The sequence below is a fragment of the Streptomyces caeni genome, from assembly GCF_042678285.1.
GTDB lineage: Bacteria > Actinomycetota > Actinomycetes > Streptomycetales > Streptomycetaceae > Streptomyces > Streptomyces caeni.
Genome location: NZ_JBHUDX010000105.1, coordinates 14,482 through 27,334, shown reverse-complemented (window position 1 = coordinate 27,334; position 12,853 = coordinate 14,482). Strand labels below are relative to the sequence as shown.

The following is a 12,853-nucleotide window of genomic DNA, read 5'->3' as shown; positions in this document are numbered from 1 at the left end:
GATCGGGTGGTGCCAGAGCCGCGGAACAGCGGAGCGAGGGGGCAACGGTGAGTGAGGTCTCATCCCGGGTGATGTGGGAGCTCGCCGAACCGGTGCACGACCTCGTGTACTTCACGCCGGAGGCCGTGCAGGCCGCCGGTGAGGTGGGGATGCGGGGCTTTTGGATGGGATACGTCGCGATGCGCGCCGCCCCGCTGGGACCGGTGCATCCGGCGGTGGTGACCAGCAGCTTCTATGTGTTCCACCCCGACCGGGTGACCCGGGCGCTGCCGGACGCGTGGCGGTACGCGGCGCCGTCGGACGTCCTGGCGGCCCGGGAGCGGGCGGTGGACCTCGCCATGCGGCGGCTGTACGGGCAGGACGCCCTGCGCGGCGCGCCGATGGCGCAGGCTGCGGATCTCGCCTGGGACGCGGCCCAGGCGGCCGACACCGCCGGGCGCGTGCTGGGAGCCGCCAACCAGGCCCTCGAACGTCCGGCCGAGCCGCATGTGCGGTTGTGGCAGGCGGTGACCACGCTGCGCGAACACCGGGGTGACGGGCATGTCGCCGTACTGGTGGGCCGCGGTATCGGCCCGGTCCAGGCCATGGTGCTCAAGGCCGCCGCGGGAGAGTCGGACGGCACGATGCTGCGTGAAGGCCGCAAATGGGACGCCGCGACCTGGCGCGCCGCGGAAGCGGAGCTGCGGGAGCGCGGATGGGTCGATGACGACGGGCGTCTGACCCCCCGGGGAGCGGCCGAGCGCCGTGCCATCGAGGATGCGACCGACGCCGCCGCCGAAGGGCCGTGGCGCGCTGTGGGCCGGGGCGCGACCGCACGACTCGCCGAACTGCTCGCCCCGTTGGCGCGGACGGTGCTGGAGTCGGGACTGATTCCCGCGGGCAATCCCGTGGGGCTCACCGGCTCCCTGCCCGGCGGTTCACGTCAGTTCCACAGCGGGTAGGTCTCCACGCGCCCGTACCCGGCCGGGCGGCCGTCGGTGTAGACGAGGCTCATGCGGGTGTAGTGCCGTACCTGGGGATGCTTCTTCCAGGGCTGCGGGTCGTCGAGCCGCACGATGACGCGGTACGAGTGGAATCTGCCCGCTGCGCAGTACGGCACGCAGTCGTTCACCACGTTGACGCCCTCGGCCAGCGCCGAGTCGGCGCCCCAGCTCGACCAGTGCAGCGAGGTGAGCAGGCTGTTGCCGTCACCACAGGCGATCATGAAGTCGCCCGGCTGCAGCTGCGGGCGCCAGAAGCAGTCGACGAGCACGGGATCCACGGGCTGCTGCCGCTGCGCGGTGTGTGCGGCCTCCGCCGCCCTGGGAGCGGCGGAGGCCGTCCCCATGACTCCGAGGAGCGATGCGGCGCAGAGCGCCACCGCCGTACTCACCGTGTGTCTCCGCATGTCCGCTCCCGGCTTGCTGGTCTCCGGATCCATGCGCCCCTGCCCGGACTCCTCTAACCGACGCTACGACCGTGCCAGGGGATGCACCACTCGTACAGACGCCACGCCGTGTCTGCGCGCACGCCGCCGGGGGCGGCCCCGGCGACGTGCGCCGCCGGGGGTCAGCAGCCTCCGCAGTTGTAGTACAGGACGTCCCAGTGGCTGCCCTCGTCGGCGTAGATGTTGCCGGCCCCGGACCGGTACCGGGGCGCGCCGTCGCCGCGCAGGCCGATGTACGTGAACGTGCCCTTGATGTAGTTGGTGACGCAGGTGTTCTTGCCGTAGTCGAGCTTGTAGCCGTTCCAGTGCGAGTAGGTGCCGCCGGCATGGCCGGTCTCGGTGCCGCCGGTGATGTTCAGCGCACAGCCCGAGGCGCCCTTGAGGGTCTGGGCGCCCTCGGCGGTGGCGAGGTTGAGCTGTTCGAAGGACGTGCAGGTCGAGTTGTTGCGGTCGGAGCAGTTGCCGGAGGACGACCAGGTGATGCCCGCCTGACGGAACATCGAGGTGGCGGTGGCGTGGGAGATCTTGGTGACGGCGACGGTCTGGGTGCTGTCCTGGGCGGCGAGGGCGTCGCCGGCGCCGCCCAGGACGGTGAGGCCGGGGGCGAGGGCGAGCGCGAGAGCCGTGAGGGCGGAGCGGATTTTCATGCGAGGACCTCCTGCGGTCAGGCCGTGCGTCTCGTGGGGGCGGCGGTGCAGGTGGTGCACGCAGATGGTGCCCGAGCGCTACGCGCGTCCGCCAGCGGGCGGGGGCCCGCCGCCCACTGCGGGGTGGGGTGGGGCGGCCACGGCCGGGCGGTGCTCAGGCCGCGTGGCTGAAGGCGGGGAAGTAGCCGTCGGACTGCCCGAGCGCCGTGGGATGGTACGACTCGACGGGGGCGAGCCAGTTGACACTGCGCAGCCAGGGGGCGCCGGAGCAGATCTCGTGCCCGGAGAAGGTGGTGGCGATGTCGGTGAAGGTGAACCCGTGGTCGGCGGCGCGCTTCGCGATCACGCCGTTGAGATGGTCCACGGCGTCGTTGACGGCGGAGCGGGAGGCCTCCGTCAGGCCCGCCACGCAGGTGCCCTTGAGCCGGTACAGGCGCGGATAGCCGAGCACCACGACGTGAGCGGCCCGGGCCTTGCCCCTGATCGCCGTGTAGAGACGGTCCAGGTCGTGCGGGAGGGTCCGGTCCATGTACGACCTGGCCTCGGCGATGACGGTCTGGCATGCGGTGTTGCCCCGCAGCACACACGTCGTCATGACCTTGCCGAAGCCCGCGTCGCTGCCCCCGGCCGTGATGCTGACCAGGCCCGTACGGGTGCCGAGCGGGCCGAGTTGTTTGGCCAGCACATCACTCGTGCGCGCGCCGTTGCACGCGGTGAAGGTGAACGACGACGGTGCATGCGCCGCCGCCCACAGGGCGGGATACGCCCGGCCGCTGCGCAGGCAGTCGCCACTGGAGCCCAGATAGCTGCCGGTCCCGACGCCGGCGGAGTAGGAATCGCCGAGGGCCACGTATCCGGTGGCCGCCGTCTGCGGGGTCGCCTGCGCCGCGGCGGCACCCGTGACGGTGCAGGCGACGGCGAGAAGGAGGGAGGACATGCATGCCGAGATTCGGGACTGTCTCATATACCTCCCTTAGCACGGCCCATTCGCCCCGGCCGTCATGGCCGTACCGCCGTGTCCTGCCCGGTGGAGAAGCGCCCGCGGCCGTGCCGTGTCCCGGAAACCCCTCGCATCCCGGGGGACTTGCGCCGCCACGGGAGGGGGTGGCGGCCCGCCGCCCCGAGGCGGGCGTCACCCGAAGGGACGTCACCCGCCCGGCGGCGTCCCGACCACGCCCCGGTGGGCCTGCGCCGATTGCCCGGTCATGCCGTCATCGGCACCCGGGGCGGCGCGCGCCTGATCGCGGTGACCGTCGCCCCGTACGGGTCCACGGGAGATGGACGAAACGGTTGGCCAGCGGCGGGCTCAGTTCCCAGCCGTCGGCCGCGGAGGACCGCGGATTGGCGGCGGCCACGATCCTTACCCCGCGAGGCAGTCGGAGGGCGCCGATCCGCCGCTCGAGCACCAGGCGGAGCAGGGCGGCCTGAACGGCCGGTGGCGCGGTGGACAGCTCGTCCAGGAACAGCAGGCCCCGGCCGGCCCGCACCAGCCGTACGGCCCAGTCCGGCGGGGCCATGGGGACACCGTGTTCCGCGGGATCGTCTCCGACCACGGGCAGCCCGGAGAAGTCGGACGGCTCGTGCACGCTGGCGATCACGGTGGTCAGCGGAAGGTCCAGGGCCGTGGTCAGCTGGGTCAGGGCCGCGGTCTTGCCGATCCCGGGCTCACCCCACAGGAGCACGGGCAGATCGGCGGCGACCGCAAGGGTCAGGGCCTCCAGTCGCGCGTCGGGGCGCGGTTCGGTGGTGGTGTCCTGCAGCAGCGTCAGCAACGCGTCGGCGACATCGAGTTGGGAGGCGGGGGCCGGGACCGCAGGGGCGCCGGCTGTGGTGGACGGGGTGGAAAGGGCGTATGCAGGCATGGGTGATCACCTATGGGTTCGTGGCGGGACGAGCGGGGCGAGGCCCCGGGGTCAGCGGGAGGCCGCGTGGCGCGGGCGGGAGCGGTGGTCACGGGGACGGGGACGACCCGGGAGGGTGCGGCCGGGTCCGGGCCCGAACAGGTCGGCTCTGAACCGCCCGTAGGTGATCCGCCGCAGCGCTGCCGCCTCCAGTTCGTCCCGTAGCGCGCCGCCGCGCAGCAGGGCGTCGGGTCCGAGCAGATCCTCGACGGCGGCGAGCGCACCGGCGGTGTCACCGTGGTCGAGGCGTGCGCGGATGCTGGGGAGGCAGTCAAGACGGTGCGCCTCGTCGATGGCCCGCAGGCACGGAAGCGGAGTACCGGTCAGCGCGGCCAGCAGCTCCTCCCGGCGGATCTCGTCCTGGCCGTGGTCCAGCGCGGCCAGCACCCCGTCGACCAGCCCGATACGGTGCCGGGCTCCCCGGCACTCGACGAGGCGCGGTCGTCCTCCCCGGTCCGCCGGCCGGGACGAACCGGCCGGCCGGTGATCCGGTACCAGCGCCGACGCGACCAGCGGATGCAGCCGGTCGGCCTCGATCAGCCCGGCGCGGAGCAGTTCCAGATCGGGCGGCACCCAGGTCGCCGCGTCGGGCAGGAGCGGCATCCCGGAGGCACCGGCCTCCGCAGACGCCGCGGGGATCCGCACCGCAGGCGGCGTGGTGCCGTCCGCGGCCACGTCCAGGACCAGCCTTTGCCGCGCCCCGGGCCGCACGGCGACGGTCCCGCCGGACCGCCCGTGGGCGCGCAGCAGGATCCCCGCCTCGGCCGCCCACCGGTCGACGGCGCAGTGGCGTCCCCCCGGCACGGCATCCAGCAGGTCCGGGTCCACCGCCGGCGGACCGCCGGCGGACCGCCGGGCGGCCCCGGAGCGGATGCGCAGTTCCCCGGCCCGGCGCGCGTCCCACAGATGGCGGTGCAGGTCGAGGCGGAACCGCCGGTCGGGGTGGGGACGGGGACGACGGCGGGCGCCGGCGGAGCGGGACTCGTCCCACAGGGCGAGGCTGAACCGCTGACCGGCGTCGGCCCAGGCCGGCGGGGTCCTGGCCACGAGGTGCACCGGGCAGGCGCCGTCGCCCTCCTCGGCCCCGTACCGGGCCAGGGTGAGGGTCAGACCCGGGCGCAGCAGTCCGTCGGGAGCGATCCTCGGCATGTGCCAGCGCAAGAGGTCGGGAGCCAGATGGCGCAGGTCGGCCCGTACCCGGGCCGCCAGTTCCCGGCCGTACTCGCGTGCCACGGAACGCAGTTGGAGATCGACATCAATGCCTGCGGCGGCGCACGCCCCCGCCCAGTCCCCGGCACGGCGGCGGGCGGTCGCAGTCTCGATCACGGAGGGCGGCACGGCGTACTCGCGCACATGCAGCCAGAGGGAAAGGCGGGAATCCCCACGCGCGGTGTCGGTGAGCATCAGCACTCACCTTGCGCGGACGGGTCCCCCAATCTGCCGAGAGAGTGAGTTGTCATCGCGGTGATCATATCGCCGTTTCCCCGCGATGTGCCAGGTTCCCGCCCGCCGGAGCCCCGATCCGGGACGGGCGGCGCACACGGCCCGCGAAGGTCTCTCGTCACTCACGGGGCGGATGTGCACGCGTTCCGTGACCGATCTGCCCCGGCTGTGGCACCCTCAAGATCGCTATCTGGGTGATATTTCCTAATGTGACAGGACGAAAAGTGCCTGATTTCTTGTCAGATTTAGAACGATTCTTTTTCTTGAATGATTCGCGTTTGTGGAGGTAGGTTGGCGCCATGACCGCATCCCCGACGCCGACCACCGCCGAGGAGCTGCGCGGTGCCGGCCTGCGTGTGACGGCCGCCCGCGTTGCGCTGCTCGAGACCGTCCGGGACGGTGACCACCTCGGTGTCGAGGCGATCGCCTCCGGGGTGCGTGATCGCGTGGGCCATGTCTCCGTGCAGGCCGTGTACGAGGCCCTCCACGCGCTCACCGCCGCGGGACTCGTACGCCGCATCGAGCCGGCCGGCAGCCCGGCCCGGTTCGAGGGACGCGTCGGGGACAACCACCACCACGTCGTGTGCCGGTCGTGCGGTGCCGTCGCCGACGTCGACTGCGCCGTTGGTGAGGCGCCGTGCCTGACCGCGTCCGACGACCGCGGCTTCTCGGTCGACGAGGCCGAGGTCGTCTACTGGGGCCTGTGCCCCGACTGTTCCACCACCGGCAGCTCCTGAGTGCCGTGATCCGCCTGGTCCGGAAGGATTCCCATGTCTGAGAACCATGATGCAATCGTCGTAGACGCCGAGTCGGAGGGCGAGGGAGGCTGCCCCGTCGCGCACGGGCGCGCCCCGCACCCGACTCAGGGTGGCGGGAACCGCCAGTGGTGGCCGGACCGGCTCAACCTGAAGATCCTCGCCAAGAACCCCGCCGTGGCCAACCCGCTCGGCGAGGAGTTCGACTACGCCGAGGCGTTCAGGTCGCTGGACCTCCCGGCAGTGAAGCGGGACATCGCGGAGGTGCTGACGACCTCCCAGGACTGGTGGCCGGCCGACTTCGGCCACTACGGCCCCCTCATCGTCCGGATGGCCTGGCACAGCGCGGGCACCTACCGGATCAGCGACGGCCGCGGTGGCGCCGGCGCCGGCCAGCAGCGCTTCGCCCCCCTCAACAGCTGGCCGGACAACGCCAACCTCGACAAGGCCCGCCGCCTGCTGTGGCCGGTCAAGAAGAAGTACGGCCAGAGGATCTCGTGGGCCGACCTCATGATCCTCGCCGGGAACGTGGCCCTGGAGACCATGGGCTTCAAGACCTTCGGCTTCGGCGGTGGCCGGGAGGACGTCTGGGAGCCGGAGGAGGACGTCTACTGGGGTCCCGAGAGCACCTGGCTCGGCGACGAGCGCTACACCGGCGACCGGGAACTGGAGAACCCGCTCGGCGCGGTCCAGATGGGCCTGATCTACGTCAACCCGGAGGGCCCCAACGGCACCCCGGACCCGATCGCCGCGGCCCGCGACATCCGCGAGACGTTCCGCCGCATGGCGATGAACGACGAGGAGACGGTCGCCCTCGTCGCGGGCGGCCACACCTTCGGCAAGACCCACGGCGCGGGCCCGGCGGACAACGTCGGCCCCGACCCCGAGGCCGCGCCGCTCGAGGAGCAGGGCCTGGGCTGGAAGAGCTCCTTCGGCACCGGCAAGGGCGGCGACACGATCACCAGCGGTCTCGAGGTCACCTGGACGAACACCCCGACGACCTGGGACAACAGCTTCTTCGAGATCCTTTTCGGATACGAGTGGGAGCTGTTCAAGAGCCCCGCCGGCGCGCATCAGTGGCGGCCGAAGGACGGTGCCGGGGCGGGCACGGTCCCCGACGCGCACGACCCGTCGAAGAGCCATGCTCCGTCGATGCTGACGACCGACCTGGCGCTGCGGTTCGACCCGGTCTACGAGCCGATCTCACGCCGTTTCCTGGAGAACCCGGACGAGTTCGCGGACGCCTTCGCCCGGGCCTGGTTCAAGCTGACCCACCGCGACATGGGCCCGGTCGTGCGCTACCTCGGCCCGGAGGTCCCGACCGAGACCCTGGTGTGGCAGGACCCGCTGCCGGAGGTGACGCACGAACTCGTCGACGACGAGGATGTCGCCACCCTCAAGGCGCAGGTCCTCGCCTCGGACCTGTCGGTGTCCCAGCTGGTGTCCGCCGCATGGGCGTCGGCCTCGTCCTTCCGCGGCAGCGACAAGCGCGGCGGCGCCAACGGCGCGCGCATCCGTCTCGAACCGCAGCGCGGCTGGGAGGTCAACGACCCGGACCGGCTGGCGACGGTGCTGCGCACCCTGGAGGGGATCCAGGAGTCCTTCAACACCGCCCAGACCGGTGGCAAGCGCATCTCGATGGCCGACCTGATCGTGCTCGCCGGAGGTGCGGCCGTCGAGAAGGCCGCCAAGGACGCGGGCTTCGACGTCCGGGTCCCGTTCACGCCGGGCCGTACGGACGCCACGCAGGAGCAGACCGACGTGGAGTCGTTCGCCGCGCTGGAGCCGACCGCCGACGGCTTCCGCAACTACCAGGGGAAGAGCAACCGGCTGCCGGCCGAGTACCTGCTGCTCGACCGGGCGAACCTGCTGACCCTCAGCGCCCCCGAGATGACGGTCCTCGTCGGCGGCCTCCGCGTCCTGGGCGCGAACCACCAGCAGTCGCAGCTGGGGGTTCTCACCACCACCCCCGGGTCCTTGACCAACGACTTCTTCGTCAACCTGCTCGACCTGGGCACGACGTGGAAGGCGACGTCCGAGGACGCGAACACGTTCGAGGGCCGCGACGCGGCCACGGGCGAGCTGAAGTGGGCCGGCAGCCGTGCCGACCTCGTCTTCGGCTCGAACTCCGAGCTGCGTGCGCTCGCTGAGGTCTACGCGAGCGACGACGCGAAGGGGAAGTTCGTGAACGACTTCGTCGCGGCATGGGTCAAGGTCATGAACCTCGACCGGTTCGACCTGGTCTGACTGTGATCAGCACGTCCGGGCCGGCCCGCGCGGGCCGGCCCGGACGTGCTGGACGGCGGTGCCCGTCAGGCGCGATGCGTCAGGACCGGCTCCCACGCTGATCGACGACCGTTTCACCGCCCGCACCCTCACCCGCCGGTTCGCCCGTGCCACCCAGGGCCTCACCCCCCTGCGCTACCAGCAGACCCTGCGGCTGGAGCGGGCCGAACACCTGCTGGGGCACAGCGCCACCGCGGAGGCCGCCGCCCGCGAGGTGGGATTCCAGGATGCTGAGCCGCCTGCGCCACCGGCCCACTGCCCGGTCCTGAGCCGCGGTCACAGCTGCGGCGGCAACGACTACTGACGGCCCGCCCCGCCCCGCACGCTACGGACGGGTGGCAGGCACTCCCGAGGAAAGCCAGCGCACCACCGATTCGGCGCTGTAGGGGGCGCCGTCCGGTGCGATCCGGGGGAGGAAGTCCACGTCCTGCCCGATGGTGACGATGGGGGGTTCCACGTAGCCGTGGGGTCGGCGCTGCCCGAGCCCGATGGCGGCCAGCAGTCCGTTGCACAGGCACTGCCGCCCTTCCGTCTGCTCGACGGCGCCGCCCTTGCGGAGGTAGGCGACCTTGGGTTCCGCCGGGCAGCGGTAGCCGACGCCGCCGCGCTCGGTCCGGTAGGGAGTACGCAGATACCCCAGGTCGCACACCCGTCGGCGGGCGGCACCGACGCCCGGTTCGGAGAGCGTGCCCGGCAGGTCGGCGACCTTGAAGGGGAACGAGGTGGGGGATGCCGCCGGGTCGTTGCGGGCGATCGACGCAGAGCGCAGCGCGCGCTCGGTCAGCTCCCGGCGCAGCCGCGGATCGAGCCCCGACTCCTCGCAGAGGGCGAAGACGCTGCCCAGTTGGACCCCGGCGGCGCCGGCCGCCCGCGCCTGCGCGACCCGCTCGGGACCGCACTGGCCGCCGGCGACCCAGAACGGCAGGCCGAGGGCGGCCATCTTCGCCAAGTCCGGGACGTCCTTGGGGCCGTAGACCGGTTCGCCGTTCTCATCCAGCCGCAGCGGCCCACGCGGTGGTGCGCTGTGGCCGCCCGCGGTGTGGCCCTCGACGACGAAGCCGTCCGGCCGGGTCTCCTCGGACCGGTTGAGATACGAGGCCAGCACCGGCAGCGACACGATGGCCAGCACGTCGGGGCGGCGCAGTTCCCCCACGTCGGCCCCGCGCAGGACGGAGGCGGGATCGAAGCGCTGCTGCCAGGACTTGTCGTCACCCTCGACGGTCACCTGGGCGGTGACGGGCTGCTTCAGGGCCAGCAGGGTGGCGAGCGTCGGAATCTGGGCGGGGATGCCCGCGCCGACCAGGACGTAGTCCACCCCCGCCAGAATCGCCCCGAACATGGCGGGGACCGTGGCGAGCTGGACCTTCTCCAGGTAGTTGATGCCGACCGGACCGCTGTGGCCCTCCTTGGCGAGCCACACCTCGCAGAAGTTGCTGACGACGGTCAGCAACCGGGCGGGGCAGTCGTCGTCGGCCCGCATCCGCGGGGTGGCGAGGAACCGCTCGCCGCCCTCGATCCCGCCCTCGACGAAGTACCGTTCGCGGACGGCGTCGGCGAGTTCCGCGACGGGGAAGGCCGCCAGCGCCCGGCGGACATGCCCGCCGGGGTCGCCGTTCTGCAGTACCCGGGCCACCACGGTGTCCAGAGCGGTCCCCGAGACGACCCCCAGCTGTCCGGTGCGCGCGACGGCCCGGGCGAGCCGCCACCCCGACACCCCGATCCCCATCCCGCCCTGGATGAGCCATGGGCGCTCGGTCGACTGCTGGGCTGTGCTCACGGGCCCTCGCTCTGGGTTGCTGAACTGGGGACTTCTACCTACGGCCCCGTAACCTACGGAACCGTAGCAACGTACCAGGGGATCTTCCCCTCCCTGCGAGCGGGCCTGGTAGGGCCGTACAGCCGGGGGAGGGGACCGAACGGCCCTATCCCCGCAGCGGAGGCGCGGTCAGCCCCGCGAGCACGAACGCGATGACCGTCTCCGCGTGCGGAAACCCCGAGGGCTCCGCGGGCATCTTGGCCAGAGGCCGCCCGTAGGTCTCCATCACCAGGCTGAAGGCGAGGCGGCAGCGCTCGGTGACCTCCCGGGGCGACAGGCCGGGCAGTGCGCGCCCGATGAGCACCTCGAAGGGGGCGGGTGCGAAGAGGGACGAGACATGGGGGAGCTGGCCCGTGGGCAGGGCCGAGCGCGCCAGCAGGTGGCACAGCATCCGGCCGTCCCGGGTGCTCACCGGCTCGGCGAAGGGCTCCACGCCGGCCGGGCTCCTGGAGACGGCCCCCAGCATCTCCGCCTACGCGACGTCAAAGCTCGCCGTGGCACGCTGGGTCCGCCGTACCGCGGTCACCCCGGAGTGGGCCCGCCGGGGCATCCTCCTCAACGCCATCGCACCGGGCGCTGTGCTCACCCCGCTGATGACCGGGGCCACCGGAGCGTCGGCGGATTTCGACCCCGACTCCTTCCCGACGCCCATGCCGCTCGGGATCTTCGGGCGGCCGGACGACATCGCGTTCTGGGTGGAGCAGTTCCTGCGGCCCGAGGCCCGCTTCACCACCGGTTCGATCCTCTTCGCCGACGGCGGCACGGATGCCGCGATGCGCGCAGGCGCCCAGCCCTCCGCCCTGCGGGTATGACCAGCCCTCCGCCGCGCGCAGGTGACCTGCCGGCCCACCACGCCCCGGGAGACCCCGATGACCACACCCGCACTGTTCGAGCCCGCCCGCCTCGGCCCCCTGACACTGCGCAACCGGTTCATCGAGGCGGCCACGTTCGAAGGCATGACCAAAGGAGCCCAGGCCGGTGACGAGCTGATCGAGTTCCACCGCCTGCACGCGGCCGGAGGCGTGGCCATGACCACCGTCGCCTACTGCGCCGTCGCGCCGGAGGGCAGGACCGAGCGCCACCAGCTGCAACAAGTGCATGCCGACCATCTTCAGCGGCACCCACTGCGTCCTGGCTGCGGACAGGGCCGCCTCGCGCTGAACGCAGAGGAGGGCCGGCCCGCACTCCGGCCGGCCGAAGGGACCGCCGCCCACGCGGACCGGCTCCCAGGGCGCGGCCCCACCGGCTGCCGCATCCGTGACGAGCAGCACCGGACGGGCCGCGGGCACCCCGCGGCCGGTCCTCGCGGTGCTTTCCGCCACCCTCTCGCGGCCGTGTATCCGTTACGCGGGTGACGCGCATGGACTCCCTCCGCCGCGCCGCCGCCGGCACGCCGGCGGATCGACGACGGGGGTGCGCGTGCTCCGGGTGGACCTCACCGGCCAGGAACTGTCCCGGCTGCGGATCGCCGAACGGACCGATCCGCTGTGGGAGACCGCGCTCGGCCTTCACCTGCTGCAGAGCCGGGACATCGCGCTCGCGTTCGAGCCCTGGCGGCGCGAGGTCACCGGGGCACCGCGCCGGCCTCCTCCCCGCGACCCGTGCGCTGATGCACCTGTGCCCCGCGGCTTCCTACTTCCCCGGCTTCCTCACCCCGGCCTTCGGCGACGCCGGCCTGGACATTGCCCTCGGGCACGTCATGGCGCCCCCGCGTCACCGGCTGCTGGCCGAACTCACCCGCCCGTACCACCGCACCAGGACCCCCGTCCCGCGCGCGGTGCGGCTCCTGGCCCAGGGCCGTCCCGAGGCGCCCGCCCGTCTGGGCCGCCGGGTGCGCGACTACTACGCCGTCGCCGTCGAGCCGTACACGGCCGCGATCCGGGCCGAGGCCGCCGTCGACCGCGCGGCCCGCGCCGAGGCCGTTCTGCACCGGGGGCCGAGGGCCTGCTCGCCGGATTCGGCACTCTGCACGGCCGGCGCTACGAGAGCGGCACCCCGCGCACCCCGTACCCGCTGGATCGCGAACTGCGCCTTGGCGGAAGGTTTTTGACTCTCATTCCGGCCTACTTCTGCGTTCGCGCTCCGCTCGTGCTGGTGGACGAGACCCTGCCTCCGGTCCTGGTCTACCCCCTCTCGCCGGCCCCCGGCCGGCTGGAGCGCTCCCGCAACGGCGGCCCCGCTTCATGTGCCGCGCAGTTGATCGGGGCCTCCCGCGCCCGCCTGCTGGCGCTGCTGGACGGCCCCATGACGACCACCGGCATCGCCGCCGCCCTGGACCTCGCACCGTCCACCGCCGGCCGCCACCTGTCGGTCCTGCGGGAAGCGGGACTGCCGGTCTCCCGCCGGGAGGGCACGCACGTCCTGCACCATCGCACCCGGCTGGGGGAGGCCCTGCCGGCAGGCACCGTGCGGTGACGGCGCTGCGGCGGCGCTGCGACGGCGAGGCGACGACCGGGCGGTGCCGGGCGTACGCGAAGGCCCCCGGCGCGGGAGCGTACGGAGACCGTACGGCGGATCAGCGGGCGCGAGGGGTGAGGCCGCCGCCCGGTCGTCGGCTGAGGCGGGGGCGGGTTCCCCGG

Annotated in this window: 13 protein-coding genes and 2 pseudogenes; 8 read left to right on the top strand and 7 right to left on the bottom strand. The window is 72.9% G+C overall.

What is annotated here, in order from left to right; all coding sequences use genetic code 11:
- The first annotated feature begins 47 nt into the window (after window positions 1-47).
- Window positions 48-941, top strand: a complete 894-nt coding sequence (locus tag ACFSL4_RS32785; protein WP_381091113.1) for an SCO6745 family protein — start codon at window positions 48-50, stop codon at window positions 939-941.
- On the opposite strand, the gene ACFSL4_RS32780 is transcribed toward ACFSL4_RS32785, so the two are convergent.
- The 5 genes and pseudogenes from ACFSL4_RS32780 to ACFSL4_RS32760 all read right to left on the bottom strand — a co-directional run bounded on the left by ACFSL4_RS32780 (window position 923) and on the right by ACFSL4_RS32760 (window position 5,378).
- Entirely contained in the window at window positions 923-1,387 is a 465-nt protein-coding gene (locus tag ACFSL4_RS32780; RefSeq protein ID WP_381091111.1) for a hypothetical protein, read from the bottom strand. The genes ACFSL4_RS32785 and ACFSL4_RS32780 overlap by 19 nt on opposite strands.
- 161 nt (window positions 1,388-1,548) lie before the next feature.
- Window positions 1,549-2,073: a hypothetical protein gene (locus ACFSL4_RS32775; protein ID WP_381091109.1), complete on the bottom strand. Its 525-nt coding sequence runs from the start codon at window positions 2,071-2,073 to the stop codon at window positions 1,549-1,551.
- A 154-nt stretch (window positions 2,074-2,227) separates the two neighbouring features.
- Window positions 2,228-3,037 carry an SGNH/GDSL hydrolase family protein gene (locus tag ACFSL4_RS32770; protein ID WP_381091107.1) on the bottom strand — a complete coding sequence of 270 codons (810 nt, stop codon included), beginning with the start codon at window positions 3,035-3,037 and terminating at the stop codon, window positions 2,228-2,230.
- A gap of 301 nt (window positions 3,038-3,338) precedes the next feature.
- Window positions 3,339-3,935, bottom strand: a pseudogene (locus ACFSL4_RS32765) (AAA family ATPase); the annotation flags it as partial.
- Window positions 3,936-3,986: 51 nt separating this feature from the next.
- Window positions 3,987-5,378 (bottom strand): hypothetical protein, encoded by a 1,392-nt coding sequence (locus tag ACFSL4_RS32760; protein ID WP_381091105.1) that lies wholly within the window; start codon window positions 5,376-5,378, stop codon window positions 3,987-3,989.
- Between the two features lie 338 nt (window positions 5,379-5,716).
- Between ACFSL4_RS32760 and ACFSL4_RS32755 the strand changes: the two genes are divergently transcribed.
- From ACFSL4_RS32755 to ACFSL4_RS32745, 3 genes and pseudogenes are all read left to right on the top strand, one after another.
- Window positions 5,717-6,154: a Fur family transcriptional regulator gene (locus tag ACFSL4_RS32755; protein WP_381091103.1), complete on the top strand. Its 438-nt coding sequence runs from the start codon at window positions 5,717-5,719 to the stop codon at window positions 6,152-6,154.
- A 33-nt stretch (window positions 6,155-6,187) separates the two neighbouring features.
- On the top strand, window positions 6,188-8,419 hold the full coding sequence (katG, locus tag ACFSL4_RS32750) for a catalase/peroxidase HPI (protein WP_381091101.1): 2,232 nt from the start codon (window positions 6,188-6,190) through the stop codon (window positions 8,417-8,419).
- Between the two features lie 118 nt (window positions 8,420-8,537).
- Window positions 8,538-8,762: pseudogene (locus tag ACFSL4_RS32745) on the top strand (helix-turn-helix domain-containing protein); the annotation flags it as partial.
- A gap of 21 nt (window positions 8,763-8,783) precedes the next feature.
- Here the strand turns inward: ACFSL4_RS32745 and ACFSL4_RS32740 are convergent.
- Window positions 8,784-10,235 (bottom strand): nitronate monooxygenase, encoded by a 1,452-nt coding sequence (locus ACFSL4_RS32740; RefSeq protein ID WP_381091099.1) that lies wholly within the window; start codon window positions 10,233-10,235, stop codon window positions 8,784-8,786.
- 145 nt (window positions 10,236-10,380) lie between these two features.
- Entirely contained in the window at window positions 10,381-10,707 is a 327-nt protein-coding gene (locus ACFSL4_RS32735; RefSeq protein WP_381091164.1) for a hypothetical protein, read from the bottom strand.
- Between ACFSL4_RS32735 and ACFSL4_RS32730 the strand changes: the two genes are divergently transcribed.
- The 4 genes from ACFSL4_RS32730 (at window position 10,628) to ACFSL4_RS32715 (ending at window position 12,689) form a co-directional block, all read left to right on the top strand.
- Window positions 10,628-11,086: an SDR family oxidoreductase gene (locus tag ACFSL4_RS32730; protein WP_381091097.1), complete on the top strand. Its 459-nt coding sequence runs from the start codon at window positions 10,628-10,630 to the stop codon at window positions 11,084-11,086. The genes ACFSL4_RS32735 and ACFSL4_RS32730 overlap by 80 nt on opposite strands.
- Before the next feature lie 57 nt (window positions 11,087-11,143).
- On the top strand, window positions 11,144-11,629 hold the full coding sequence (locus ACFSL4_RS32725; protein WP_381091095.1) for an oxidoreductase: 486 nt from the start codon (window positions 11,144-11,146) through the stop codon (window positions 11,627-11,629).
- A 254-nt stretch (window positions 11,630-11,883) separates the two neighbouring features.
- A complete protein-coding gene (locus ACFSL4_RS32720) occupies window positions 11,884-12,324 on the top strand; it encodes a hypothetical protein (RefSeq protein WP_381091094.1) in 441 nt (146 codons plus the stop codon).
- A complete protein-coding gene (locus ACFSL4_RS32715; protein ID WP_381091092.1) occupies window positions 12,321-12,689 on the top strand; it encodes an ArsR/SmtB family transcription factor in 369 nt (122 codons plus the stop codon). The genes ACFSL4_RS32720 and ACFSL4_RS32715 overlap by 4 nt, the downstream gene beginning before the upstream one ends.
- Window positions 12,690-12,853 lie beyond the last annotated feature (164 nt).

What these genes read in the sequence shown, in the direction of transcription:
- ACFSL4_RS32760 (WP_381091105.1), bottom strand. Translation starts at nt 5,378, where the DNA reads ATGCTCACCGACACCGCGCGTGGGGATTCCCGCCTTTCCCTCTGGCTG.
- ACFSL4_RS32775 (WP_381091109.1), bottom strand. Translation starts at nt 2,073, where the DNA reads ATGAAAATCCGCTCCGCCCTCACGGCTCTCGCGCTCGCCCTCGCCCCC.
- ACFSL4_RS32720 (WP_381091094.1), top strand. Translation starts at nt 11,884, where the DNA reads ATGCACCTGTGCCCCGCGGCTTCCTACTTCCCCGGCTTCCTCACCCCG.
- ACFSL4_RS32780 (WP_381091111.1), bottom strand. Translation starts at nt 1,387, where the DNA reads ATGCGGAGACACACGGTGAGTACGGCGGTGGCGCTCTGCGCCGCATCG.
- katG (WP_381091101.1), top strand. Translation starts at nt 6,188, where the DNA reads ATGTCTGAGAACCATGATGCAATCGTCGTAGACGCCGAGTCGGAGGGC.
- ACFSL4_RS32725 (WP_381091095.1), top strand. Translation starts at nt 11,144, where the DNA reads ATGACCACACCCGCACTGTTCGAGCCCGCCCGCCTCGGCCCCCTGACA.
- ACFSL4_RS32770 (WP_381091107.1), bottom strand. Translation starts at nt 3,037, where the DNA reads ATGAGACAGTCCCGAATCTCGGCATGCATGTCCTCCCTCCTTCTCGCC.
- ACFSL4_RS32755 (WP_381091103.1), top strand. Translation starts at nt 5,717, where the DNA reads ATGACCGCATCCCCGACGCCGACCACCGCCGAGGAGCTGCGCGGTGCC.